At 58.6% G+C, this 23,557-nt stretch carries 14 protein-coding genes and 1 pseudogene; 10 read left to right on the forward strand and 5 right to left on the reverse strand.

The window, feature by feature from the left end:
- Positions 1–31 precede the first annotated feature (31 nt).
- From bcsA (IB226_RS20565) to IB226_RS20595, 7 genes are all read left to right on the forward strand, one after another.
- Positions 32–2,137 (forward strand): UDP-forming cellulose synthase catalytic subunit, encoded by a 2,106-nt coding sequence (gene bcsA, locus IB226_RS20565; protein WP_101763798.1) that lies wholly within the window; start codon positions 32–34, stop codon positions 2,135–2,137.
- Positions 2,134–4,665 (forward strand): cellulose biosynthesis cyclic di-GMP-binding regulatory protein BcsB, encoded by a 2,532-nt coding sequence (gene bcsB, locus IB226_RS20570; RefSeq protein ID WP_192236866.1) that lies wholly within the window; start codon positions 2,134–2,136, stop codon positions 4,663–4,665. The genes bcsA (IB226_RS20565) and bcsB (IB226_RS20570) overlap by 4 nt, the downstream gene beginning before the upstream one ends.
- An 11-nt stretch (positions 4,666–4,676) precedes the next feature.
- On the forward strand, positions 4,677–8,480 hold the full coding sequence (locus tag IB226_RS20575) for a cellulose biosynthesis protein BcsC (protein WP_192236867.1): 3,804 nt from the start codon (positions 4,677–4,679) through the stop codon (positions 8,478–8,480).
- A complete protein-coding gene (gene bcsD / locus IB226_RS20580) occupies positions 8,480–8,926 on the forward strand; it encodes a cellulose biosynthesis protein BcsD (protein WP_192236868.1) in 447 nt (148 codons plus the stop codon). Before IB226_RS20575 ends, bcsD begins: the two co-directional genes overlap by 1 nt.
- 9 nt (positions 8,927–8,935) lie before the next feature.
- Complete coding sequence (locus IB226_RS20585; RefSeq protein ID WP_101763795.1) at positions 8,936–9,940, forward strand: glycosyl hydrolase family 8; 1,005 nt, start codon at positions 8,936–8,938, stop codon at positions 9,938–9,940.
- A gap of 176 nt (positions 9,941–10,116) precedes the next feature.
- Positions 10,117–10,410 carry a BrnT family toxin gene (locus tag IB226_RS20590; RefSeq protein WP_110867898.1) on the forward strand — a complete coding sequence of 98 codons (294 nt, stop codon included), beginning with the start codon at positions 10,117–10,119 and terminating at the stop codon, positions 10,408–10,410.
- Entirely contained in the window at positions 10,397–10,699 is a 303-nt protein-coding gene (locus IB226_RS20595) for a BrnA antitoxin family protein (protein WP_192236869.1), read from the forward strand. The genes IB226_RS20590 and IB226_RS20595 overlap by 14 nt, the downstream gene beginning before the upstream one ends.
- A gap of 26 nt (positions 10,700–10,725) precedes the next feature.
- Here the strand turns inward: IB226_RS20595 and bcsC are convergent, their stop codons facing one another.
- The 5 genes and pseudogenes from bcsC to bcsR all read right to left on the reverse strand — a co-directional run bounded on the left by bcsC (position 10,726) and on the right by bcsR (position 19,934).
- Positions 10,726–14,115, reverse strand: coding sequence for a cellulose synthase complex outer membrane protein BcsC (gene bcsC, locus IB226_RS20600; protein WP_192236870.1), 3,390 nt, complete (start codon positions 14,113–14,115; stop codon positions 10,726–10,728).
- Positions 14,108–16,393, reverse strand: coding sequence for a cellulose biosynthesis cyclic di-GMP-binding regulatory protein BcsB (gene bcsB, locus IB226_RS20605; RefSeq protein ID WP_255526518.1), 2,286 nt, complete (start codon positions 16,391–16,393; stop codon positions 14,108–14,110). Before bcsB (IB226_RS20605) ends, bcsC begins: the two co-directional genes overlap by 8 nt.
- Positions 16,394–16,408: 15 nt before the next feature.
- Positions 16,409–18,988: pseudogene (bcsA, locus tag IB226_RS20610) on the reverse strand (UDP-forming cellulose synthase catalytic subunit).
- Positions 18,989–19,008: 20 nt separating this feature from the next.
- A complete protein-coding gene (gene bcsQ, locus IB226_RS20615) occupies positions 19,009–19,740 on the reverse strand; it encodes a cellulose biosynthesis protein BcsQ (protein ID WP_110867903.1) in 732 nt (243 codons plus the stop codon).
- A complete protein-coding gene (gene bcsR, locus IB226_RS20620; RefSeq protein WP_101763788.1) occupies positions 19,740–19,934 on the reverse strand; it encodes a cellulose biosynthesis protein BcsR in 195 nt (64 codons plus the stop codon). The genes bcsQ and bcsR overlap by 1 nt, the downstream gene beginning before the upstream one ends.
- A 194-nt stretch (positions 19,935–20,128) precedes the next feature.
- Here bcsR and bcsE point away from each other — a divergent pair, with 194 nt between their 5' ends.
- From bcsE to bcsG, 3 genes are read left to right on the forward strand one after another with little or no spacing between them, the layout of a single operon-like run.
- Entirely contained in the window at positions 20,129–21,679 is a 1,551-nt protein-coding gene (gene bcsE / locus IB226_RS20625; RefSeq protein WP_192236872.1) for a cellulose biosynthesis protein BcsE, read from the forward strand.
- Positions 21,676–21,864, forward strand: coding sequence for a cellulose biosynthesis protein BcsF (locus tag IB226_RS20630; RefSeq protein WP_101763786.1), 189 nt, complete (start codon positions 21,676–21,678; stop codon positions 21,862–21,864). The genes bcsE and IB226_RS20630 overlap by 4 nt, the downstream gene beginning before the upstream one ends.
- Positions 21,857–23,488 carry a cellulose biosynthesis protein BcsG gene (gene bcsG, locus IB226_RS20635; protein WP_192236873.1) on the forward strand — a complete coding sequence of 544 codons (1,632 nt, stop codon included), beginning with the start codon at positions 21,857–21,859 and terminating at the stop codon, positions 23,486–23,488. The genes IB226_RS20630 and bcsG overlap by 8 nt, the downstream gene beginning before the upstream one ends.
- The last annotated feature ends 69 nt before the right edge of the window (positions 23,489–23,557 follow it).

The raw sequence follows: 23,557 nt of genomic DNA on the forward strand, positions 1-23,557 counted from the left end.
TAATAACAACACAGCTTCTTCAGGGTGAATCATGAGTAAACTCGGGTTTTACCTGCTGCTGCTGGTGCTTGCACCGGTGGCGGCGGTAATTGTCATCACGCCTATGGACAGCCAGAAGCAATATATATTTGGCTTAATCAGCATCGGGATGATGTTTTTACTGGGCTTCAGCAAAAGCCGCAAAATAACCATCGTTATGGTTATCTTATCCGCGCTGATGTCGACCCGATATATCTGGTGGCGTACTACGGAGACGCTGCAATTTAATTCTGAGATTGAAGCCATTCTCGGTATCGGCTTATATCTGGCCGAACTCTATGTCTGGCTGATCTTAATTCTCGGCTTCCTGCAAACCACCTGGCCATTAAAACGCACCATCGAACCTTTGCCGGATGATACCAGCCTGTGGCCGACGGTGGATGTCTATGTTCCGACCTACAACGAAAGCCTCGATGTGGTGCGTGATACCGTGCTGGCGGCGCAGTGTATTGATTACCCGCGCGACAAGCTGAAGGTCTATTTGCTGGATGACGGTAAGCGCAGTGAGTTTGCGGTATTTGCCGCCGATGTAGGCGTGGGTTACATCACCCGTGACGACAATAATCATGCTAAAGCCGGTAACCTCAACCACGCGATGAAGATCACCAAAGGTGAGCTGATTTGCATCTTCGACTGCGATCACGTGGCCACGCGCACCTTCCTGCAGGCAACGGTCGGTCCGTTCCTGAAAGACCCAAAGCTGGCGCTGCTGCAAACCCCGCACTACTTCTATTCGCCGGATCCGTTCGAGCGTAACCTGCGCGCGGCGCGCAGCATCCCGAACGAAGGTTCACTGTTCTACGGCCCGGTGCAGCAGGGTAACGATAACTGGAACGCCACCTTCTTCTGCGGTTCTTGTGCGGTGATTCGCCGTAGCGCGCTGGAAGAGATCGGTGGTTTTGCGGTGGAAACCGTGACCGAAGATGCGCATACCGCGCTGAAAATGCAGCGTCGCGGTTGGGGATCGGCCTTCCTGGCAATTCCGCTGGCGGCCGGTCTGGCGACCGAGCGTCTTGGCCTGCACGTCGTGCAGCGTAACCGCTGGGCGCGCGGCATGACGCAGATCTTCCGCGTTGATAATCCGCTGTTTGGCCGTGGATTGAAGTGGCAGCAGCGTCTGTGCTACCTCAACGCCATGCTGCACTTCCAGTTTGGCTTGCCGCGCGTGGCGTTCCTGACGGCACCGCTGGCCTACCTGCTGTTTAACCTGAATATCATTCATTCGTCAGCCTCGCTGATTTTCGCCTACGTCCTGCCGCATCTGGTGATGTCGCTCTACGTCAACTCGCGAATGAACGGCAAGTTCCGTTACACCTTCTGGGGCGAAATCTACGAAACCGTGATGTGCTTCCACCTCGTCATCCCAACGCTGCTCACCATGCTGGCGCCGAAGCGCGGTAAGTTTAACGTAACGGATAAAGGCGGCCTGCTCGATCAGGGCTTCTTCGACTTCCACATCGTGCGTCCACATGTGATTGTCGCGGTGCTGCTGTCGATCGGCATCATCGCGGGCGTGGTGCGCGCCACCGCGCATGACTACTTTGGCGTTGATCCTTACGTTATTGCGCTCAACGTCGGCTGGGCGGTATTCAGCCTGGTTATCCTGATGGCGGCGATTGCCGTGGCGCGCGAAACCAAGCAGGTGCGTAAAACCATTCGTATTGAGGTGCAGATCCCGGCGGTGATTCACTACGCTAGCGGCATCTCGTCACGCACGAAAACCAGCGATCTGTCGATGGGCGGCGCGCAGCTGGATGCGCCGGACAATCGTCATGAGCACGATGAAATTGAAGAGATCGATCTGCTGCTGAAGTCGGGCACCATCACCATTCCGGTGAACAAAATCTCCGGCGATGAGGAGAGCATCCGTCTGCGCTTTGGCGATATGCCGCTGTCGCGCCGCCGTGAGCTGGTGCGCGTGGTACTGGCGCGTGCCGATGCGTGGATTCAGCCAGAGTATAAGCAAGACAATCCACTGGTTTCGCTTGGCACCATTATTCGTACCGTCTTTGAGCTGTTCTGGCTGACCTGGAAAGATCGCCGTGAGAAGCGTAAGCGTGACAACCAGCCCGCAGTAAAAGAGGACAGCGCTGCATGAAGAATTTGACGCAAAGGTTGCTGGCAAGCTCGCTGGCAACGGCGCTGCTGCTCGCGCCAGCGTGGGCCGAAACCCCGCCAGTCACTCAGGATAGCGCTGCACTTTCAGACGTGCCGCCGCCGCAAGGCATCGAAAGCGCTGCCGATCCGCAGCTGCAACAGGCAGCGGGCGCTGCACCTTATGCGCCAGCGGAAACCGCACCGCAAACCGCTCCCGAAACCGCACCGGAAGCCGCATCGACAACGGAAAACAACGCGCCTGCTGAACCTGCGCCCAGCGAACCTGCTGCCGCACCAGAAATGGTGCTGCCAACGGTAGCGCCAACCGCACCGGCGATGATGCCAGAAACGTCTTCCGTGACGCTTAACCAGCCAATCAGCAGCACCGTTTCGGTGGCGCAAATGGGCCAGCCGCGCGGCATTACGTTGACCGGCGGCCAGCTGCAATCCGGCATCATGTTCACGCTGCCCAGCGATGAAGTGATCACCAACGCGCGTCTTAATCTGTCGCTGCGCGTCTCGGCGGCGCTGGCCGCGCGTAACACCTCGCTGCAGCTGATGCTGAACGGTCAGCCGCTGGGTACCTTGCCTTTGGGCGCCAGCGACAGCGATGTCAGCGATTACCAGCTGGATATTCCGGCGGCGATGGTGGTCTCCAGCAATAACCTCAGCTTCAAGATTAACGATGCCGACAAGCTGCTGTGCGAGAAAGAGAGCGCGCAGCAGTATCAGGTGTCGATTTTGCCGAAAACCACGCTGAGCCTCGAAGGGCAGCAGCTGAACATCGGCACCAGCCTGCGTAACTTCCCGCGTCCGTTTATCGATGCGCAGCGCATGACGCCCGCCAGCGTCACCTTTGGCTTTGCCGCCAATGTCGCGCCGGACAGCATCAGCGCCGCTGCGCTGGTGGCATCGTGGATGGGCATTCAGTCGGATTATCGTGGCATCCGTTTCCCGGTGGTGCGCGGCGATCTGCCTGAACACAACGGCATTCTGGTCGGCCATCCGGGCGACAAAATTGGTACCGTAACCTTGCCAGCCACCAGTGGTCCGCTGCTGCAGGTGATCGATAATCCGAACAATCCGGTCTACAAACTGCTGCTGGTGGTGGGTGCGAATGACGATCAGCTACGTCAGGCCGCTAACCGTTTAACCACTCAGCCGCTGGCGACCGATGCCAGCAGCCTTAACGTGCAGCCGCAGCCGATAGGTGAACGTAAGCCGTACGATGCGCCGCGCTGGATCAACACCATGCGCCCGGTGCGTTTGAGCGAACTGCTGCGCAAAGATCAGAGCCTGACCACCACTGGCATCTGGCACGATGCGCTGAGCGTCAACTTCCGCGCGGCGCCAGACCTGTTCCTGTGGGATGGCGACACCATTCCGGTGGAGCTGCACTATCGCTTCCCATCCGAAAGCTGGATTGATGAGGACAACTCGTTCCTTAACGTAATGATTAACGGCACATTCCTGCGCAATCTTACGGTGAATAAAGTCGGCTTGCTGGAGAGCGCCTGGCATCGGCTGGGCGGCGACGCGCGTCAGGAGCATTACACCCTGAAGCTCGAACCGTACCTGATTTACGGTGACAATCAGCTGGCGCTCTACTTCAACATCAAGCCGAAAGCGGATGCGCCGTGCGGCGTGCTGCTGAACAACAACATTAAGAGCCGCATTGAAGAGGATTCGTGGATCGATCTGAGCCATACGCGCCACTTCACCATGCTGCCAAATCTCTCTTACTTTGTTGGCGCTTCGTTCCCGTTCTCGCGTCTGGCGGACTTCTCGCAGACCACGCTGCTGTTGCCGGAACAACCAAGTGATGCGGAGATCGCCACGCTGCTGGATATGGCCTCACGCGCCGGTAACGCTACCGGCGTGCCGCTGCTGCAAAATCAGGTGCTGTTTGGCCTGCCAAACGGCGGCACCAACATGACGCGCCTGCAGCAGAGCGATCTGCTGGCGGTCAGCACCACGCAGAACAACGAGTTCAACCAGGCAATGCTGGCCAACACGCCGTTCGATACCAGCGGCAACACGCTGGGCGTGAAAGAGCCCACCACCTGGGACAAACTGCGTGGCTGGCTGACCGGCGACTGGTATCGCCAGCCGCTGGATGCCGATCGTTACTTCTCCTCCAACGAAGCGTGGCGCGGCTTTGTCAGCTATCGCTCGCCGTGGAACCCGGATCGCTTAGTGGTGATGACGGTGGCGACCAGCGATCAGCAACTGCTGCGCCTGCATGAAGACCTGAATTCTGCACGCATCAACGCCGGGATTCGCGGCGATACCGCCATCATCACCGATGAGAACGGCATTCGCAGCTTCCGCGTCGGCCCGCAATTCCCGAGCGGCGAAATGCCGTGGTACATGATGGTGGTGTGGTATGCCAACCAGCACTCGGTGCTGATGGCGCTGGCGGCGCTGCTGCTTTCAGCGTTGGTCGGCGGCGGTGCATGGGTGATGCTGAAACGTCATGCGTGGCGTCGTCTCAACCCAAAAGTTGATAGCAAGTCCGGCAAGAAGTAAGGATAAAAACAATGAAAAAACATCTGTTAAGTGCCGGTATTCGCCATGCCCTGATTCTGGGTGGGGCGCTGACGCTCTCTCAGCCGCTGCTGGCGGCGGAGAGCAGTAATCCTGCGTTACAGGCGCTGTTCGATCAGGCGGCTTACTGGCACCAGAAAGCGCATGACGATTTGGCCAAAGCCTCGCTGCAGAAAGTGCTGATGGTTGAGCCCAACAACACGCAGGCGCTCTATCTGCTGGCGCTCTATTCACAGCAGAGCGGCGGCACGGCGGAGGCGGCGCAGTGGCGTGCGCGCCTGAGCGCGGCCTCGCCGAACGATCCGCATCTCACCGAGCTGGATAACGCCCGCCAGCTGCAAACCATTCCGCAGGCGCAGCTGCAGTTGGCGCGCCAGCAGGCACGCAGCGGCAACATCGCGGCGTCGCTGCAAACCTGGCGTAACACCTTCAGCGGCAACGAGCCGCCGCCGAGCGTGGCAGCCGAATATTATCTGACCATGGCGGGCGATCGTTCGCTGCTGCCGCAGGCGGTTGAAGCGCTGCGTCAGTTCTCCGCCGATCATCCGCAGGATACCGGTGCCAAACTGGCGCTGGGTAAAGCGCTGACCTATCAGGAAGCAACGCGTCGTCAGGGTATCGATGTGCTCGCCAGCCTGGCAGACGGCAACAAAGAAGCGGACCGTTCGCTGCGTCAGGCGCTGCTGTGGCTGGGTCCGCAGGCGTCCGATGCGTCGCTGTATCAAACCTGGCAGCAGCGCCATCCGCAAGACAACGCGGTGCTGGATTACTACCGTAAAAACGTTGGCGGTGCGGAGAAGGGCGCGGGCTTTACCGCGCTGAACAGCGGCGACGTCAGCAACGCGCAGAACAACTTTGAGAAAGTATTGCAAGCTAACCCGCAAGATGCGGATGCGCTGGCCGGTATGGGCTATGTGGCTCAGCGCGCCGGACGTTATGCCGAAGCGGCGGATTACCTGACGCGCGCGGCGCAGATGGGTGGCGATCAGAGCGATACGCGCCAGAAGCAGGCCGCCGATGCACGCTTCTACGCGCAGCTGGCCTCCGCGCAGCAGGCGCTGAAAAATGGCGACAGCGCGCAGGCGTTGGCGCTGAGCGAACCGCTGGCGCAGGCCGACGGCGAGAAAGGCGTCTCGGCCAAACTGTTCCGCGCCGATGTGCAGCGTCGCAGCAATCAGCTCGATCAGGCGGAGCAAACCTATCGCGCCATCCTGCAAAGCGATGCCAATAACCGCAACGCCAAAGAAGGCTTGTTCTACGTGCTGCGTCAGCAGAACCGGGGCGCAGAAGCCAATACGCTGCTGGCATCACTGCCCGACAGCGTGCGTCAAAGCGTGGCACCGCGCGGCAGCAGCACCGATCCGATTCGTGCCCAGGCCAAACGTGAAGTGGCGGCGGGCAATAACAGCGCCGCCATCGCCACCTTGACCTCGGGTATTCAGCGCTATCCCAACGATGGCTGGCTGCGTCTTGATCTGGCACGTCTCTACCGCGCGCAGGGCAATAACATGATGGCGGCCAATATCATGCAGCCCACCCTGCGCAGCGGCGCCAGCACCACCGAACTCTATGCGGGTGCGTTAAACGCCAGCGAAAGCAGCGCGTGGCAGCAGGCGAGCCAGTTGCTGTCTCGCATTCCCAACAGCAGCAAAAACAGCGATATGCGCGAGCTGGCGCAGCGCGTCAACTTCAACCTGCAGATGGCTACCGCCGATCAGTATCTGGCGCAGGGCTCGAACGCGGCAGCGGCCAACACCCTGCGCGCGCTGGCCTCTACGCCGCCCGCCAATCCGGTGGATGCCGGTAACCTGGCGCAGAAGCTGGCGAAAGCCGGCGATCTTACCAGCGCGGTGTCCGTGGTGCGTAGCAACATGCAGCGCGGCATTCAGGGCAACGCCGGTGATTACGCCGCGCAGGTGGCGGTGCTGAATCAGGCGGGGCTGAATACCGAAGCGCAGAGCTTCCTCAGCAGCCCGGAACTACAGGCACGCAGCACGCCAACCCAGTTGGCGGGCATCCGCAACGGCTACGTGATCAACGAAGTGGATCGCCTGCGCGAGCAGAAACAGTACGCCGCCGCTTACGACAAGCTGGTGGGCGCGCTGCAGCACGATACGCAGAACCGCGATCTGATGTTCGCCATGGCGCGACTCTACCAGTCCGGCAAGATGAATAAAGAAGCGGGCGTGGTATACGACTACCTGATGACGCAGGATACCCCGACGCAAGACGCGCGCACCGGCGCCATCAACGTGGCGCTGGCGCAGAATGACGTCAACAAAGCCAATACCTTAACGCGCGGCCTGCGCAACGAGCAGTCGCCGGATCGCTTGCTGCTGTTAGCCCGCGTGGCCGAAGCCAACGGCGAACACAGCCAGGCGATGAGCTACCTGCGCACCGCGCGCGGTCAGCTGATTGGTCTGCAGGGCGCAGAAACCGGCAGCGTGCCAAGCGTAGGTGGTCTGGCGCTGGCCGACAATCCGTTTATCAATCGCGGCACCTCGCCGGTGGGGCGTACGCCTTCCAGCTATGGCGCGGTGATGCCGTGGCAGTCGGCACCGGCGGCCACCAGCAGCGCCGAAGGCGTGACGCTGGCGAGCAACACACCGGCGGTTAAGCAGAGCCAGACGCTGCGCCAAATCGACAACATGATGGATGACCTGCAAGAGAAAACCGGCACCTGGGTGCAGGGTGAAATGCAGGTACGCGGTCGTGATGGCGAATCAGGCTTGAGCAAACTCACCGAAGCCAAAGCGCCGCTCACCTTCTCCACCGTGCCGTTTGGCGAGTCGCGCTTCGACTTCACCATGACGCCGGTTTCCCTCACCGCCGGCAGCGCCGGTGGCGACGCATGGCGTCGATTCGGCACCAACGCGCTGGTGCAGGGCAACGTGGTTGCCTCCGGTGCGGCGAAAATTGATGATACGCCCAACTCCACCACCGATTCGCAATCCGCGACCGGCGTGGAGCTGAACATGGCGCTGAAGGGCGACAGCTACAAGATTGACCTCGGCAGCACGCCGCTGGGTCAGGACTTGAGTACGCTGGTGGGCGGCGTGCAGTGGTCGCCGAAGCTGACCGACTTCCTGACGCTGATCCTTACCGGTGAACGCCGCGCGATGACCGACAGCTTGCTGTCGTATGTCGGCGTCGAAGACAAAACCAGCGGTAAACGCTGGGGCCGCGTGACTAAAAACGGCGGTAACGCCTTGCTGAGTTACGACAACGGCGATGCCGGTTTTTATGTCGGCGGCGGCGCGTACAGCTACATCGGCGAAAACGTGGCGACCAATAACAGCGTGCAGGCGACCGCAGGCGCGTATGTGCGTCCGTATCACCTCGACGATCGCGAGCTGAAAGTCGGCATGAGCTTGTCGTGGATGGATTACTCGAAAAACCTCAGCTACTTCAGCTACGGTCAGGGCGGTTACTTCAGCCCACAGAACTATGCGTCGGTGTCGTTCCCTATCGAATTCAGCCGCAAGTTTGACGATCTGAAAGTGAACGTCGGCGGTTCGGTGGGTTATCAATCCTACAGTCAGGATAAGAGCGCCTACTTCCCGAATAATCCGTCGTTGCAGGCGCAGCTGCAAAGTCTGGCCGATCAAGGCTACGTGAAGGATGCGTTCTACAGCGGCGACAGCAAAAACGGCATTGGCTACAACCTGCATGCCGGTGCGGATTATAAGATCAACAAAGATGTCACCGTGGGCGGTCAGCTCGGCTACGACACCTTTGGCGATTACAACGAGAGCACCGCCAATCTGTACTTCCGTTACATGTTCGGAGATTACTAATGAGTGAGCAAGTAACCGCACGCGTCAGCCATCCGCATCAGCCGGGCTGGTTTGATTTGGTGAGCGCGATGATTGAGAGCATGCTGGACAACGTGGGCGAGGAAGCGGAAGGCTTTCTCAACGGCGTCGGCGTATCGCTGGCAACACGCTATCCTTTACCCGACGCGCGCACCGTGCAGGATCTGGAGCGTGAAATGAATTTGCAGCTGGCGCGATTTAACTGGGGCTTTGTGCAGTTACAGCCGCAGGAGAATGCCATTCTGATTCAGCACCACGCGCTGCCGCAGGGCGACAGCAACGTCGGTGTTGAACGTTGGCAGCTGGCGTTGAGCGCGGTGCTGGCGGGCGTGTATGCACAATGGCTGCAGGCACAAGGCGGCAGCGCGGCGGTGCCGGTGACGCTGGAGAACAACGACGGCGGCACGCTGCACTATCGATATCAATAGGATGCTGTAATGAGAGTGATGCGGTTCTGGCGTCAATGGATGCTGTGTTTCATGGTGATGTTTTTTAGCGCTCAGGCGGCCGCAGATGGCTGGAGTACCTATAAAAGCCGTTTTATGGGCAGCGATGGCCGAATCAGCGATACGGCCAACAACAACGTTAGCCATACCGAAGGGCAAGGCTACGGCATGTTGCTGGCGGTGGCGCATGACGATCGCGCCACTTTCGATCTGCTGTGGCAGTGGACGCGCAGCCATCTGCGTAATCCGCAAAACGATCTGTTCTACTGGCGCTACACGCCAGGCGCCGCCGATCCGATTGCCGACAAAAATAACGCTTCCGATGGTGATGTCCTGATTGCCTGGGCGCTGCAACGTGCGGCACAGAAGTGGGGCGGCGATTATCAGCAGGCCTCCGACCGCATTCAGCGTGCGATCGTCAAGCTGAATGTGATCAGCTACGGCGGACATAAAGTGATGCTGCCGGGCGCGCAGGGCTTCAACAAAACCAGCTACGTGGTGCTTAATCCCTCCTATTTCCTGTTTGAGGCCTGGCGCGAGTTTGCGGAACACAGCCATCTGCGTATCTGGAATGAGCTGATTGATGACGGCATGGATTTGCTGGGTGAGATGCACTTCGGCAAAACCGGCCTGCCGCTCGATTGGGTGGCGCTGAATGCTGATGGTTCTGTGGCACCGGCGGTCGGCTATTCCAATCGCTTCAGCTATGACGCGATCCGTATTCCGCTAAATATCTGGTGGTACGACCCGCAAAGCCTGCGTCTGGTGCCGTTCCAGCGTGTCTGGCAAGGTTCGGCGCGCATGACCACGCCCGCCTGGTATGATGTGTTGGGCAACACGCCAGCGCCGTACAACATGGAGGGGGGATTGATTGCGGTGCGCGATTTAACCCTGGGCCAAACCCAGTATCTCAATGACACGCTGGCAGCGGATCAAAACTACTTTTCCGCCAGCCTGCAGCTGCTGACCTGGCTGGCATATCAGGAAAAGCGCTAAATCTCATTTTTGGCCTGGTCGCTATAAATGGCGGCCAGGCCATATTTTCCAGCCTTGTCTGAATCTCATTTCATTGTGCTGCTTATCTTTGATTTCTTGAACGCGATCAAAATGGCAGCACTGACACACATGCAAATTTGTCATGCTAAAATGTATAGACAAAAGTGTATGGTAAAATGCAAACGGAACTGGAATTTGAGTGGGACCTTAGCAAAGCAGAGTCTAATCACCGCAAGCATGGCATCCGCTTCGAAATTGCCGTGCGCGTGTTTGATGATCCTTTTCATCTGTCTAGCCAGGATCGTTGTGAGAATGGCGAATATCGCTGGCAATCAATAGGTAATGTTATGGGCCATATTATTATTTTGGTGGCCCACACGGTACGTTTCGAGCAGGGCACTGAGATTATTCGCATCATTAGTGCACGTCCTGCCACGCGCAATGAGAGGAGACGCTATGAGCAAGGTTAGGTTTAAACGCAGCGAATTACCGCCGCTTTCGGATAGCCTGCAATCTGAACTGGACGCGCTGAGTCAAAAGCCGGATAGCGAGATTGATTGCGGTGAAATCGCCCCGTTAAATGAACGTTTCTGGAACAGTGCTTCCAGCGGGCGATTTTATCGTCCGATTAAAACACAGGCTTCAGTCAGAATTGACGCGGATGTGCTTGAGTGGTTGAAAGCGCCGGGTAAAGGGTACCAGACGCGTTTGAACGCCATTTTGCGCGCGGCGATGCTGCGCGAATTAGAAAGCAAATAGTGCCCAAGCGGCTTAACAAGCCGCCGCTATTTAAAATCCGCATACGGCGTCAGCGGTTGTGGCGGCATATCCATATCGCCATTCCAGCCGGACATTGAGTAGCGCATGAAAATCAAACCGTGGCTTGGGGTGTAATCTTTCGCTTGCTGTATATCCATCGCCAGGCCCACCGACCAATGCGGCGTAATGCGTCGCTCCACCAGCGCCTGCAGCGTGTAGCCAAAACCTCTACCCGAACTGCTGTCTGAGGTGGGATTCGACGCCAGCGTGAAGCCTGGATTGACCGGATAGCGCTGCTGCCCGTCGGTATGCGATTGCGACCAGGAAATCGAGCCGCCGAGATCAAACGACCAGTTCTCTGTGCGCTGGCGATAGGTCACCGGCAGCGACAGCGAGAAATATTGCTGCGGGCTGTAATAGCCGCCCTGACCGAAGGTGTAGTCGCTGAGATCCTTCTGGTAATGCCACAGCATGCTGTTCAGGCCCACGGTGGCGCGGCGATTATCTTCATTAATCAGCTTGTAGTAATAGCCCGCCATCAGGCGTTCACGGCTGTTATCCGCCACGTTATCACCGCTAAGTTGATGCGCACTGATATCGCCCCACACGCCATGCGCGCCGCCCTGATCGTAACTGAGTCCGAGCGAGCCGCCGGTTGCCACCACGCCGCCCCAGGTTTTGCCGCCGTTTGCCGCGGGATCGCGCGCGCCTGCGTACGCCAGCAGCGAGCTGGAGATCGGTCGGCGTGATGCGGTGAACGTCAGGCCAATGTCTTTGACGTCGGTTCTCCAGCTGACGCCGCCGACCCAGTTGCGGGTCTCGAAGCCGAGCGGCGTGGTGCCGAAATCAGCCGACCATATATCGTTATGCCAGCCCACGCCCAGCGCGGTGCCTTCATCGTGCTGAGTAAAGTCGCGGCTGCATCCGCCGGAATTGTCATCGTTACAGCTGCCGAACTGCTCGCTGTGGCTGCCGTTGCTGGTGGAGAAAGTGCCGGCTGAAACCCGCACATGATCGACACGCACAAAGCTGTGGCCATCGGCCAGCGGTGTTTCCGCCTGCATCATGGTGGTATGGGCGGTGAAATCGGAAGTGCCGCCGTTGCCTTTGTTGCGCGAGTAATCCTGCTCCAGCGTGAACGTGGTGTCCTGCTGACGATAAAGATCGGCGGCGTCGCTGCGGATGCTACGTTTCAGCCAGTCATCCTGCGCCTGATTGCGGGTTAATTGCGTATAACGATCGTTATCCTGTGGCACATCCGGGCTGATGCCGCTCGCGGCCATCGCCCGTTGATAATCCTGCTGCGCTTGTGCGGGTTGTTGCAGCTGCGTTTCCAGCCGCGCCGCATCGCGAAACACCAACGCTTTTTCCTGTGACGCGGCCTGTTGCGCCGCGCGGGTTTTCAGCTCAGCAAAAATCTGTTGAGCACGAACCGCATCGCCACTGTTCTGCCAGGCGAGCGCCACGCGCCGACCGCTGTTCACACTTTGCTGCGCCACGCCTGGCGGCAAGTCTTGTAACGCGCGTTGCGCTTCTGCAGGGCGTTTTAAGGCGATCAAGGATTCGATACGACCCAGCGCCGCATCGCCGTTTTTACTGTCTTGCTGCAGCACCTGTTGATAGTTTGCCAGCGCGCGGCGGGCGTCGCCGCGCTCCAGCGCCCAATCGGCCAGCGTGATATCGCGGCGGATAGAAGCGGGTTGCTGTTGTAGTAATGCAATCGCCGCCGTTTCATCGCCGCGCGTGCGTAAATCACTGGCGCGGGTAAACACTTTGTCCTGCTCGAGACGATCGGCCAGCTCATGCATGTTGCTGTCCCAGCGCGCAGCGGGCAGGCGATGCAAGGTGGCCAGCGCCGCGTCATCGCGGTCGCCGGAAGCCAGCCACAGCGCCGATGCATACAGCGCTGTGGGTTCCTGTGGATGCTGGCGCACCATCGCGTCCATCACCTGCGCGCCCTGAGTTTCTTCGCCGCCGTTGCGCAGCGCGCCAGCCAGTCGATAAACCAGCCAGATATCATCAGGATTCGCCTGCGCTACCTGGCGATACTTCTCCGCCGCCTGATGCCATTGGCCTTGCTGCGCCAACGCATCGGCTTCGGCCATCAGCGCATCGGTGCGCAGCTGTAGCAGACGACGTTTCGCCGTGCTATTGCTGCGATCTAAGCGCAGCGCCTGCTGCCAATAACGCTCTGCCTGCGCAGAATTTTTACGCGTCAGCGCGGCATCACCCAAGCCAATCAGCGCCCAGCTATCGCGATTATCCAACCCTTGCGCGCTGCGGTAATAGCCTTCCGCCGCGGCGATATCGCCTTTTTTCAGCGCCGCATCGCCGTTGTTAATCGCCAGCCAGTAACGGTTGGTTTGCAGCAGCGACTGCCATTTGCCGATCTGCGTGCTGGCCTGACCGGCCTGTATCGCTTTCTCCAGCCAGCGAATGGCGGCGGCGCGATTGTTGGCTCGCGCCTGCGCCTGGCCCATCGCGCCCATCAATTCAGCATCGTTGGGATTGGCGGTTAGCGCGGCATTGAGCGCGGCAATCGCATTGGCGCCGCCTCCGGAATCCACCAGCGCTAAGCCACGCATGCGCTGGCGATACGCCGGATCGGCGAGCAGTTTTTGCTGACGCGCCAGCTCTTGCTGACCGCGCTGCTGGGCATCGCCTTCGGTAAAGGTTTGCAGATATTGCTGCAGGCTGGCGACGCTGCTTTCGCTCACCGGCTGATTCTGGATCTGCTGCAGCCACAGCTCGGAAGCGGCATCGCGTCCGCCGTTGCGGTTGGCGAGACGACGCAGCTGGGTAAAGGCTTCGCCCGGCTGATTGTTATCAAACGCCATGCGCGCCAGCTGCAGTTCTACGCCGATGTTGCCGGGATAGCGCTGCTCCAGTGCCTGCAACTGTTGATACGCTTGTGGCTGCTGGCCGGGTAAACGCGCCACCAGCCGCCAATACTCCAGCTCGGTATTCACATCAGGGAACACGCCGTGGAACAGCGCGTCCCACGCGGCTTTGGCTTCGACAACATGCCCGGCAGTGGCCAGCAGTCGCGCCTGCTGCAGCTGCTGACGCCCTTCCGCAGTCACCAGACGCAAGCCGGCTGCTGATTCACGCGTGGCGGCGGCATTCGGTGCCACGCGCTTCAGTTCATCCAGCAGTTTTTGCGCTTTGGCCTGGTCGCCCTGGCGCAGTGCCATGCGGATTTGCGCCGCCAGCACCTGCGGATTATCAGGATCGATTTTTTCCAGCCGATAGAGCGATTGCTGTACCAGATCGATTTTGTTGGTCGATTCGCCGGTACGAATCTGCATCAGCAGCCACTCAACCGGCGAAACCTGGGGACCGATCGGGGCGGCAGTCGCGCCTGCCAACACCCCGAGCGTGCTACTGATCAGCAATCCCAGCTGCAGCTTATTCATCGTCATCCAGCTCGGCCAGACGGCGACGGCTGACCATGCGCATTAAACGCCACGCCATCAGCGCAAACAGAACCACGACCACCACCGCGCAAATCGCCAGCCACACCGGATGGGTGGCCAGCAGATTCCACAGGCGTTCCCACCACGGCAGGTGACCGACGTAATAGGTATCGCCGACGCGGATGCTGTTAACCCCCGATTCACGGATCACCGTGGCGGTACCGAACACTGCCGCGCGTTTGCCGCTGTCGAGCAGCGCGTTATTCAGCAATTCCCAGCCGCGTGGGCTGTCGGCCAGCAATGCCACGACGCTGCGTTGATCGTTAAACGGTGACTGGAACCCGACAATTGCGCCCATCGGCCCGCGTGAGCTAATGGTAGTTTGGCTTTCCACCGCGCGTTCACTGTCAGAAATCGGTACGTTGGCTGCTGCGTTGCTGCGTGCAGGCATGCTGATCCAGCTGCGGGCGGCATCGGCCAGCAGCGGGATCTTCGTGTCGTCCTGCAGATCCTGTGGAATGCCGCCGATCATCAACATATCCGCATCCGCCGATTTCGCTTTGCTCCAGTCATCGCTCATCTGCACGCGCAGCGCCGGATAACCGGTTTGTGCGCCGATGCTGCCGAGCGTATTCAGCAGCGTGCTGACTTCGTCATTGCTCGGCCTTGATGGCACCAGCACCAGCGTTTGCGCCAGATCGGCGTAGCGGCTGTACGGGAAACCGGCGTTGGCGAAGGCGCCCAGCGACGGCATTTCGATGTAGTGACGATAGCCGGAGAAATCGATGCTCGAGGTATCGTCAATCACCACGTGATGTCCGACGGCGGTGACGGTTTCGCAGCGGCCATCGGCGGTACCGCCAATAAAGGTGTTGGCGTAATCAAAGTTAAAACGCAGCTGATTCACCACGCCGAGGCGCAGCGCCGGAATGGTCAACTGGCGATTGCTGTCCTGCAAACCCTGCATCAGCGGGATGCGCATCAGCTGCTGACCGGCGGTATCTTTCTGCGTCAGCGGATAATCCTGCATGAACTGATTGTTGAGATGCACCGCGAGACGCGAGCCATCCTGCTGAATCGGCGAGGTGTAGCGGTAGCGCAGATCCATATCGATGCCGCGTGCGCGCACCAGGAACAGATCCGGTGGCAGATTCAGCGTCAGGCTGATCGGATTCGGCTGCAAACCGTTGCCCTGTAGCTGGTTTTGATACTGCGTCAGCTCGGCAAAGGTGGTGCGGCGATCGGTGCGCACCCAGTTCGGCGCATCGTACGCCTGACGCGGCGCCAGCCGTTTTACGTTGTCGATGGTTGAGCTGTCGCCGCGCAGCAGCAGCTCGCCTTGCGCAATGCCTTCGACGGCGGTCAGCAGGTCATTATCGTCACGGCCGAGGATCAGCAGCATCTTCTCGTACGGATTGTCCGGCTGATTCACCATCTCCACCGTCGGTTTCTCCACTGGCGGCAGATCTTTCAGGAAGTCTGGACGATGATCGTTGGTGGCAAACACCACCGCATGCTGCTCTTTGGGCAGCTGGTTATACAGCACCGGGAAAGATTGTCCGCGCCACTGCGCTTTGCTGCCAAACCAGGAAGCCAGAATCCCGGCCGCACGCTGTTGCAGCAGATTCGGCTGGGCGTTGAAGACCATCGGCAGCTGCAACGGACGGCTGTCGCGCGTATCTAAGAACGGCTCCGGGAAATGCGACAGATCGTTCTTCAGCGGCAGCTTCTGCAGCGTCAAATCGAGTTTGCTGGCTTTGCCGATATCCAGCCAGATGGTGCTGTTGGCCGGGTTTTCACATACGTTGGCATAGTGACCTACCAGCTCAAGCCGCACGCGGTTGAAGTCGCTGATAAAGCGCGGATCGATAGGGATTTGCGTTTGGTTCTCTTTGCCGAGCTGCTCGGCGGTGACCGTCACCAATCCCACCAGTTCATCGTTGAGATAGACTTTGAGCTGCGACAGCGTCGGAATCAGCGCCGGTGAGGGACGATAGCTCAGATTCAGCAGCGCGCGCGTCACCACTTCATCGCTGCGCACGCCGAACTCAATCTGGCTGCTTGGTTCGGTACCGCGCAGCGTCATGCTACCGGGCGGCGGAGCGACCTGATTAAACACCAGCTGGCTGTCACGCAGCGGCGCGTTGGCGTCGACCCGCGCGTTCACCTCCGGTAACGGCTGCGGCGCAGTCATGGCGCCAGAAGTCAGCGGCGCGGCCTGCACCACAGAGACGCAGCCCAGCAGCAGGGCGGTGAACCAACTCAGTTTTTTCGTCATGGTCATATCATCAACTTAAGTAAAATCGGCTTTGATCGTCGCAGGCTGGCGGTCAATACGCTGCGGTAGCAGTGTCGCCAGCCAACTCACCAACGCGTTGAGGCCACGGAATAAGCGGCGCAGCGGCGCAGGTCCATACTCGGCCAGACGCAGATAGCCTTTAAAACCCAGCACCATAATGTCGGCCAGACTTTGCACCGGTTTATCTTCCGGGAATCCGTCCTGCCACAGCGCCCAGGTATCGGCGCGAGCGAAGGTGCACTGAATAAATTCAATGTGTTGGCGCGTCGTGAGTTGATGCAGGCGAATCCCGGCGCGACGGCCAAACACGCGCTGCACCTGACACGGGAAGCTGAACTCTTGCTGACCACGGCGCAGCAGCAGCGACACGGTTTCGTCCTCTTTCAGCGCATCGGCTTCGCGCAGCTCAACGCCCACGCCGCCGTCGGAATAGTCACGCAGCGTGCACGGCACCATGTGTCCATCTTCACGCGCGATGGCGGCAGGCATGGCGATTTCCACACGATGCGCTTCGCGGATCTGGCGCGCTTCAACCGATACCGCCACCGCGCCGCCGAGGATAATCATGTTGTAAATCACCCACACCAAACTGACCCAAATGGTGAGCATTTCGTTGGCCGGACCGTACGCCATGCGCCAGAAGGCCATGCCGATACCGGCTATATTCAGCAGCACCAGCATCATGTACGGCTTGGTAATCACCCAATCGAGATGACGTTCGGCGACCAAACCACCTTTGGCGGTAACGTTGAATTTGCCTTTGTGCGGATTAAACAGCGCCACCGTGGTTGGCCGCGCGATGTACCACGCCAGCACAGTTTCATACACTTCGCTCCAGAACGAATGTCGCCAGCGGCCCTGAATGCGCGAGTTGGTCAAACTGGTGTGCAGCATGTGCGGCAACACGTAGATGGCGATCGCCAGCGCGGGCGCGTAGATGATGTAGGCGTGGAACAGCAGAAACGCCAGCGGTGCCAGCAGGAAGATCAAACGCGGAATCCCGGCGAGAAAGTGCAGCATGGCGTTGGCGTAACACAGGCGCTGCACCAGCTTTAATCCTTTACCGAACAGCGGGTTATCGAGGCGGAAAATCTGCACCATACCGCGCGCCCAGCGGATACGCTGACCGATATGCGCGGACAAACTCTCGGTGGCCAGACCCGCAGCCTGCGGAATACGAATATATGCCGAGGTGTAACCCTGGCGATGCAGACGCAGCGAGGTGTGCGCATCTTCGGTGACGGTTTCTACCGCAATGCCGCCGATCTGATCCAGCGCAGTTCGGCGCAATATGGCGCAAGAGCCGCAGAAGAACGCCGCATCCCAGGTATCGTTGCCATCCTGCACCAAACCGTAAAATAGCGAGCCTTCGTTAGGCGTCTGGCGGAAGCGACCGAGGTTACGTTCAAACGGATCGGGTGAGAAGAAGTGGTGCGGCGTTTGCAGCATCGCCAGCCGATGATCTTTCAGGAACCAGCCCATCGTCAGCTGCAGGAACGAGCGCGTCGGCACATGGTCGCAGTCAAAAATGGCAACATATTCGCTGCGGCACACGGCTTTCAAAGCATGGTTGATGTTGCCCGCTTTGGCGTGTTCGTGGGTGGGACGCACCACGTAATTGACGCCGATGCTGGCGGCAAACTCGCGGAACTCTTCGCGCGTGCCGTCGTCCAGCAGGTATATATTGAGCTTGTCCTGCGGCCAGTCGATGCCCATCGCCGCGTAGAGGGTCGGTTTCACGACGCTCAGCGGTTCATTGTAGGTCGGTACCAGAATATCGACGCTCGGCCACGAGGTTATTTCCGGCGGCATCGAGACCGGCTGACGATTGAGTGGCCACAGCGTCTGGAAATAACCCAGCACTAATACCGCCCACGCATAGGTTTCCGCACCTATCAGCAGCAGACCAAACGTCAGGCTGATCGGGTCATCCCAGTTGAGAGTTTCGGTGTAGCGCCACCACAGATAACGGCAGGAAATCGTCAGCGATAACACGATCAGCATGATGGTGGACAAGCGGCCCGGCACGCGACGCACCAGCATCGCCAATCCCCATAACAGCAGCACGAAGACAAACTGCGTAGTGATGCCGAAGGGCTGCGAGATGCACAGCAGCGCCAGCAGGCTGGCGACAATCGCTGCCACGATAAACAGCAGCTGCCGCAACCACGCGGGCAGCGCCTGAATACGTTGTTCGCTGCGCTGGGCGAACCGGTTTCGTTCCAGCCGTGCCGGCAGCGCACCGAGCCACTAATAGAGCGGCTCGCGCCAGCGGAACAGCGGTTTGACGCTGAAACTTTTACGCGTGCGTTTATCCAGCGGCAATACCAGCATCAGCCACAGGCTTTGCAGTGCATAGCGCAGCGGGTCAAGCGGACGTGGGCGCAGCGGCGAAATTTGCGGGTAGTAACGTTGACGATGTTGCAGGATGCGCTGCCATCCCGGTGTTTCCAGCCGCAACAGCGACCACGCGAGTACGCACCACATTAAATGCAGCGCGAGGGTGAAACGGCCCGCGCCATGCTGATGCGCCAGCTGAGCGCGGCGTTGCAGCGCCTGCCACGCTTGCGGCATCAGCAGCCAGCGTAATGGATTCACGCCGCGCCTCCCGGCACATGCAGCAGCAGCCAGTTAGCCAGGGTGTTGATCTCTTCGCTGGCCAGCGCATGCGGCCGATATTCGCCCACCGGCTGTTTCATCATCAGCGCTTCCGCCAGCGCTTCATCGCGGTGAATCACTTGGGGAATCAGGTTTTTCAGTGAGTTGATCCACAGCTGATGCAGATCCTGCTGTAGCTGGCTGTTGGCGTTGAACTGGTTGATCAGAAACAGCGTGTGCGCAGGAAAACGCGCGTGATGCAGACGCAACTGACAGTTGGCATCCAGCGTTAGCACCTGCAGCAGACGATCGGCCGCGGTAACCAGGGATCGCTGCCACGGCAACAGATCCGCTGGCATGTCGAAAATAATCCAGTTGTAGTGCGATTTCAGGGCCGGTAGCGCGTGTAGCAGCGGTGCGGCAAATTCTGCGTTGATAGCGCTGATGCTGGCGTACTGTTGCGACGTGAGTGCGCCAAACGGCAGAAAATCCAGCCCTGCTTGATAGCGCTGAGCGCACTGCTGCCACGCTTGCTGTTCGAGCAGCGCGGGCGCCCAGCCCTGAGCGCGGTCGAGCGGCATATTAAAGTGGACAGCTAGCTGATTTACCGGGGAAAAATCGATAACCAGCACCGATTGCTGCAGCGCGTTAAACGCCCAGCCGAGTGCGGCGCTCAGCGAGGTAGCGCCACAACCGCCACGCAATCCTTGTAATGCAATAACAGGCATTAACGTTCTGACTCCTGTGCGGCGCTTATTTCACGCAGCAATGGCCAGCGCGTCATAATGGTATTCAGTCGCGCTTCGCGGGCAATATCAATGTAGCGAAATGCCTTAAGGGAAAAGGCATCACTTAAGGCTGTAATGTCATCGTGCTCTTCGCTGCTAGTCGCATTCAGCGAAAATGCATTCTCTGTTTTCATTATTTTTTTGCCACCAAAAAATCGACAACGGATGAATTGTGGTTTTATTTTTTGTAAAGTTTAAACCTGAAGTAAAGACAAATGCTATCCACAGATCAATATGATTTGCGCTAATACGCTATTTTTATTTCACCCGTTCCAATTGCGGCTGTCTCGATTAAACTAGCCTGGATTGTATCGATCGCGAATCAAATATGAAAAAACATTATGCGCTTGGCCTGCAGCAGATTCAGCAGGAATTAAATACTCTGCAGAATCCGGGGTTTTACTGGATTACCAGCCAGCGTCAGGATGATGCGCGAACGCTGCTGCGTCAGGTAGTTAGCCAACAAAAGGCGGCTACGCTCATCAGTGCGGATGAGAAACCGCAGGCGCTTTTGACGCCCGATCCCATCGGCGGTCCAGCGCGTATGCCGTTATTTTCACTGCCGGCTAATAAACGCAGCCTAAAGCAGCTTGAAAGTGATTTTTCCCGTGTGCTTAATAGTCGCAGTGGCCTGGTGATTTTTTATAGTAATGCCGCGCTGTGGGGAAAATTATCGCCCGATGAGTTAAGCTTCTGGCTTAAGCGCATGCGCCGTTTGTTATGTAAAAAACAAATTACGTTGTTAATGATCACCTCCGGTACGTCAATAATTCACCTGCGTAATCATCTGCAAGGTTATTTTCGCCAGCTTGATGGTCTCGCACATTTGGAGTTTCAGCAGGACAGTTGGCATTATCGAATTAACTGGTGGTATGCGGCAGATAAATTACTGGCCGACCGCGCTATCCGTTTGAGTTATGTCGATAATCAATTTATTGCCGTTAATCAAGCGGAACAAAATATTCCCTTAAGCCGCAATGATGAAAACCAATTCCTTGCTCAGGAAGGTGTGCTGGAAGGCGCGCCGCCGCTTTCGGCGCAATGGCAATTGTTTAGCGATAATGAAAGCGTGTTCTCGCGTGCGCAGCAGGCGAATGCCGCCACGGTCATCTTTACTCTGGTTCATAATCAAGACATTAATTCTTTAGCAACGATGGTCCATAGTTTGCGGCGCTCACGCGGTAGCGCGCTTAAGATTGTGGTGCGCGAAATCAGTACCACGCTGCGCTACAGTGATGAGCGTTTGCTGCTGGCCTGCGGCCTGAATGCCATTGTGCCGACCGCGGCCAGCCTGTCGCGCTTTCTTACCACGCTGGAAGGGGTTCAGGGGCAGCAGTTCTCGCGCCATGTGCCTGCCAATCTCAATGCCCTGATGCAGGCGCTGCAGCCGCTACAGCAGAAAGGCTATTTACCGCTGGATGCCTTTTGCGCGGCGGTGCAGCAGTTGATGAGCAATACGCTGCTGCCGGAAAATGACAAAGGCTTGATGGTGGCGCTGCGCGCGGTGCCGCAGCTGAAACCTGAACAGATTCTGACGCTGTGTAAACCGCGCCGCTTCGGCGATTTGGTGACGCTGGTGAACGACCGCATCTATCTGTTCCTCTCTTCATGCCGATTCAATGATTTGGATATCGCGCTGAAGTCGATCTTCTCGCTGCCGCACGACGAGCTGTTTAGCAATCGTATCGTCTGGTTTGAAGACAATCAGATCGTGTCGGAGGCGGACAAAATTCGTCAGCTGACGCCGGTGGCACAGCGCGACCGGCAGGCCACGCCGCTGGCCGCTGCGCCAGTCAGCACGCAAACCGCCGCGCCTGAGCGCGGGGCACAAACGCCGCAGCCGATTACCCTCAACCTCGACGGAGTAAGCCACCAATGACGCTGATGGATTGGGTGCAGGTGGCGATCCTGCTGTTACTGATTTTGCTGTTCCTGACATCACTGTTTGGGCGCGGACGAGCGCGTAGCGGCTCTAATCCGCTGCTGCGTTTGCTGCCGACGCGCGCATTGAGATCAGAAGGACAGTGGCAACGCAAAACCCATAAAACGGATAAACATGAATAACAGATTCACGATGCACGGTTCGTGGTGGCGCGGCCTCGGCGGCTGGAACTTTTACTTCCTGATCAAATTTGCGCTGCTGTGGTACGGCTACCTTAATTTTCACGCGCTAAGTAACCTGGTGTTTCTGGCGTGGCTGCTGTTCCCGCTGCCGGGCGTGCGGCTGCATCGCTTGCGTCAGTGGATTTCGCTGCCGATTGGCGTGGCGCTGTTCTGGCACGATACCTGGCTGCCGGGACTCCATTCGATTATGAGCCAGGGCAGCCAGCTGGCAGGCTTCTCGCCCAGCTATCTGCTCGATCTTGCCAATCGCTTTATCAACTGGGAGATGATTGGCGCGGGCTTTGTACTGCTGGTGCTGTATCTGTTTATCGCGCAGTGGATTCGCGTCACCGTGCTGGTGTCGCTGATGCTGATCTGGCTCAACGTGCTGACGATCGCCGGACCGGCAATGAATTTACTGCCGAACAGCGCCGCCACGCCGACGGAGAAGCTCAACGATACGCCAGCGGCGAAAGCGCCAGATGGCCTCGATCAATCCGCGCCGCCAACCAGCGCCAACCTCACCGCGTGGCTCAACCGTTTTTACGACGCCGAGCGCCAGCGTGCAACCCATTTCCCGGACGCCTTGCCAGCTGATTCGCAGCCGTTCGATATTCTGGTGATCAACATCTGTTCGCTGTCGTGGTCGGATTTGAACGTCGCGCAGCTGCGTAATCATCCGCTGTGGCAGCACTTCGATATTCTGCTTAACAACTACAACTCTGCCACCGGTTACAGCGGCCCGGCGGGGATTCGTCTGCTGCGCGCCAGCTGCGGCCAGAGCTCGCACAGCGATCTGTACAAAGCCACCGATCAGCGTTGCTATCTGTTTGATAATCTGGCGAAGCTGGGCTTTAAACAGCAGTTGATGATGGATCACACCGGCGTGTTTGGTAACTATCTCAAAGAGCTACGCGAAGAGGGCAATCTGCAGGCGCCGCTGATGTCGCAGGCGGGCATCTCGCCGGAGGTGACGTCATTTGATGGCTCGCCGGTATTTAATGATGCGCAGCTGATGCAGCGCTGGCTCGACGATCGCACCAAGAGCAGCGATGCGCGCTCCGCGACCTTCTATAACCTGATTCCGCTGCATGACGGTACGCGCGAGTTGGGCAGTACGCGCAGCGCAGACTGGCAGCCGCGCGCCAAAGTGCTGTTTGATCAGCTCGATGCCTTCCTGACCAATCTGGAGAAGTCGGGCCGTCGCGTGATGGTGCTGGTGGTGCCGGAACACGGCGCGGCGCTGCAGGGCGACAAGATGCAGATGTCAGGATTGCGTGATATCCCCAGTCCGGATATCACCCATGTGCCGGTCGGCATTAAGTTTGTTGGCATGAAAGCACCGTATCAGGGCCAGCCGCTTAGCGTGGAGACGCCAACCAGCCTGATGGCGATCTCGGAAATCGTGTCGCGCGTGGTGGATGGCCAGGTATTTAACGCGCCGAACGTTAATATGTCGGTGCTGACCGATAATTTGCCGCAGACGCCGGTGGTGTCTGAGAACGATAACGCGGTGGTGATGATGTATCAGGGTAAACCGTGGATCCGCCTGAACGGCGGCGATTGGGTGCCGTATCCGCAGTAGGGCGCCATTAATGGTGTGATGCCGCTCAGTTAAGCGCGGAGCGACTTTCGTTCGCCATGTGCTGAGGCA

This window comes from Pantoea sp. PNT03, assembly GCF_014852515.1.
GTDB classification, from domain to species: domain Bacteria; phylum Pseudomonadota; class Gammaproteobacteria; order Enterobacterales; family Enterobacteriaceae; genus Pantoea; species Pantoea leporis.

Coding starts and splice junctions, on each gene's coding strand:
- IB226_RS20585 (WP_101763795.1), top strand. CDS start 8,936: ATGAGAGTGATGCGGTTCTGGCGTCAATGGATGCTGTGTTTCATGGTG.
- IB226_RS20575 (WP_192236867.1), top strand. CDS start 4,677: ATGAAAAAACATCTGTTAAGTGCCGGTATTCGCCATGCCCTGATTCTG.
- IB226_RS20590 (WP_110867898.1), top strand. CDS start 10,117: ATGCAAACGGAACTGGAATTTGAGTGGGACCTTAGCAAAGCAGAGTCT.
- bcsB (WP_255526518.1), bottom strand. CDS start 16,393: ATGACGAAAAAACTGAGTTGGTTCACCGCCCTGCTGCTGGGCTGCGTC.
- bcsR (WP_101763788.1), bottom strand. CDS start 19,934: ATGAAAACAGAGAATGCATTTTCGCTGAATGCGACTAGCAGCGAAGAG.
- bcsC (WP_192236870.1), bottom strand. CDS start 14,115: ATGAATAAGCTGCAGCTGGGATTGCTGATCAGTAGCACGCTCGGGGTG.
- IB226_RS20595 (WP_192236869.1), top strand. CDS start 10,397: ATGAGCAAGGTTAGGTTTAAACGCAGCGAATTACCGCCGCTTTCGGAT.
- bcsA (WP_101763798.1), top strand. CDS start 32: ATGAGTAAACTCGGGTTTTACCTGCTGCTGCTGGTGCTTGCACCGGTG.
- bcsE (WP_192236872.1), top strand. CDS start 20,129: ATGAAAAAACATTATGCGCTTGGCCTGCAGCAGATTCAGCAGGAATTA.
- bcsG (WP_192236873.1), top strand. CDS start 21,857: ATGAATAACAGATTCACGATGCACGGTTCGTGGTGGCGCGGCCTCGGC.
- IB226_RS20630 (WP_101763786.1), top strand. CDS start 21,676: ATGACGCTGATGGATTGGGTGCAGGTGGCGATCCTGCTGTTACTGATT.
- bcsB (WP_192236866.1), top strand. CDS start 2,134: ATGAAGAATTTGACGCAAAGGTTGCTGGCAAGCTCGCTGGCAACGGCG.
- bcsQ (WP_110867903.1), bottom strand. CDS start 19,740: ATGCCTGTTATTGCATTACAAGGATTGCGTGGCGGTTGTGGCGCTACC.
- bcsD (WP_192236868.1), top strand. CDS start 8,480: ATGAGTGAGCAAGTAACCGCACGCGTCAGCCATCCGCATCAGCCGGGC.